The sequence below is a fragment of the Streptomyces sp. NPDC059455 genome, assembly GCF_042750115.1.
GTDB lineage: Bacteria > Actinomycetota > Actinomycetes > Streptomycetales > Streptomycetaceae > Streptomyces > Streptomyces endocoffeicus.
This window is the reverse complement of the sequence record NZ_JBHYVB010000469.1, coordinates 1-1,925: the sequence shown is the minus strand read 5'-3', so window position 1 is coordinate 1,925 and position 1,925 is coordinate 1. Positions and strand designations below refer to the sequence as shown.

Sequence of the window (1,925 nt, the reverse complement as noted above, 5' to 3'; positions counted from 1 at the left end):
CGCGCACGGCGGCGGAGGCGGGCACCGGGGCGCAAGCCGGCCGGAGCGTTCTTCCTTCAAAGGGGTTACGCCCTGATCCACCCGGCGGAAGGGCGCCGTCATCCGTGGAGAATGCCTGGTAAACCCATTGAGACATGAGAGCATTTCCGGAGCGCCGGCAGAGGTTCCGCGATGAGCCATCCGGTCGGCGCGCGCCCGCCGGAAAAGGCGAGGCCCTCGCCGGCTGGTTCGACGGCCGGGTGGGCCTGTTCACGATGGCCAAGGCCAATTTGCGCAAGGTCTTCCCCGACCACTGGTCCTTTCTGATCGGTGAGATCGCCCTCTATACGTTCGTCATCATCATTCTGACCGGTGTCTATCTGACCCTGTTCTTCAAACCGGCGATGAACGAGGTGATCTACGACGGCCGGTGGACGCCGCTGAACGGCATCCGCATGTCGCAGGCGTACGAGTCCACCCTGAACATCAGCTTCGATGTGCGCGGCGGACTGCTGATGCGGCAGGTTCACCACTGGGCGGCGATCGTCTTCATCGCCAGCATGATCGTCCATATGATGCGGACGTTCTTCAACGGCGTCTTCCGCAAACCGCGCGAGATCAACTGGCTGTCCGGCGCCGGTCTGCTGATCCTCGGGATGTTCGACGGCTTCATGGGCTATTCGCTGCCCGACGATCTGCTGTCCGGTACCGGTCTGCGCTTCATGGAGGGCGCGATCCTGTCCATCCCGATCGTCGGCACCTATCTGTCGTTCTTCTTCTTCGACGGCCAATTCCCGGGAATGGCGGTCGTGCCACGGCTTTTCACCGTGCATGTGCTGCTCATTCCGGGCATCATGCTCGGGCTGCTCGCGCTCCATATGATCCTGCTCGTCTACCACAAGCACACCCATCAACCGGGGCCCGGAAAGAAGAACATGAATATCGTGGGGCCGCCCTTCTGGCCGGTCTATGTGGCCAAGTCCGGCGGATTCTTCTTCCTGGTCTTCGGCGTCACCACCCTGATGTCGGCCATCGCCCAGATCAATCCGGTGTGGTCCTATGGCCCCTACCGCCCCGACCAGGTGTCCACCGACGCCCAGCCCGACTGGTACATGGGCTATTCCGAAGGGCTGATCCGGCTGATGCCGGGCTGGGAGATCAATCTCTGGGGCCACACCCTGGTGCTCGGGGTGCTGATCCCATTCCTGGTCTTCCCCACGGTGCTGCTGGTCATCTGGCTCTATCCGTTCCTGGAGGCATGGATCACCGGGGACCGGCGCGAGCACCATCTCAATCAGCGCCCACGCAACGCCCCGACCCGCACCGCCTTCGGCGCCGCCTGGATCGCCCTCTACGCGGTGTTGCTGGCGGGCGGCGGCAACGACCTCATCGCCACCCACTTCCAGCTGTCGATCAACGCGATCACCTGGACCTGCCGGATCGGCTTCTTCGTGGTGCCGGTCGTGGTCTTCGTGATCACCAAGCGGATCTGTCTCGGCCTCCAGCACAAGGACCGGCAGAAGCTGCTGCACGGCCGCGAGACCGGCATCATCCAGCGGCTGCCGCACGGCGAGTACGTCGAGGTGCACGAGCCGCTCTCGCCCGGGGAGAAGTACACACTGACCGCGTATGAGCAGTATCTGCCGCTGGAGCTGCCGCCGTCGGTCGACGAGGCCGGGGTCGCCCGGAAGCTCTCCTTCAAGGAGCGGCTGCGGGTCTCGCTGTCCCGGAGCTACTTCGGTCGCGACGGCCAGGTCGCCAAGCCGACGAAGGAGCAGGTGGCCGAGCACGAGGAACACGAGGAGCACAGGGCGGAGGAGCGGGCGGAGGAACCGCAGCGGCCCTAGGGGGCGCCGCCTTCCAGCCCCTCCAGGGGGCACCTCCCAGCGGTAGCTGGGGGAGTTTGAGGAGCGGGGTCTGGGGCGGTGCCCCACGGCCACGGTGTA

General features: G+C 65.1%; 1 protein-coding gene. It reads left to right on the top strand.

Annotated features, from left to right (window positions below):
• Positions 1-134: 134 nt before the first annotated feature.
• Entirely contained in the window at positions 135-1,826 is a 1,692-nt protein-coding gene (locus tag ACFXB5_RS53610) for a cytochrome bc complex cytochrome b subunit (protein ID WP_385223344.1), read from the top strand.
• Positions 1,827-1,925 lie beyond the last annotated feature (99 nt).

Coding starts and splice junctions, on each gene's coding strand:
- ACFXB5_RS53610 (WP_385223344.1), top strand. CDS start 135: ATGAGAGCATTTCCGGAGCGCCGGCAGAGGTTCCGCGATGAGCCATCC.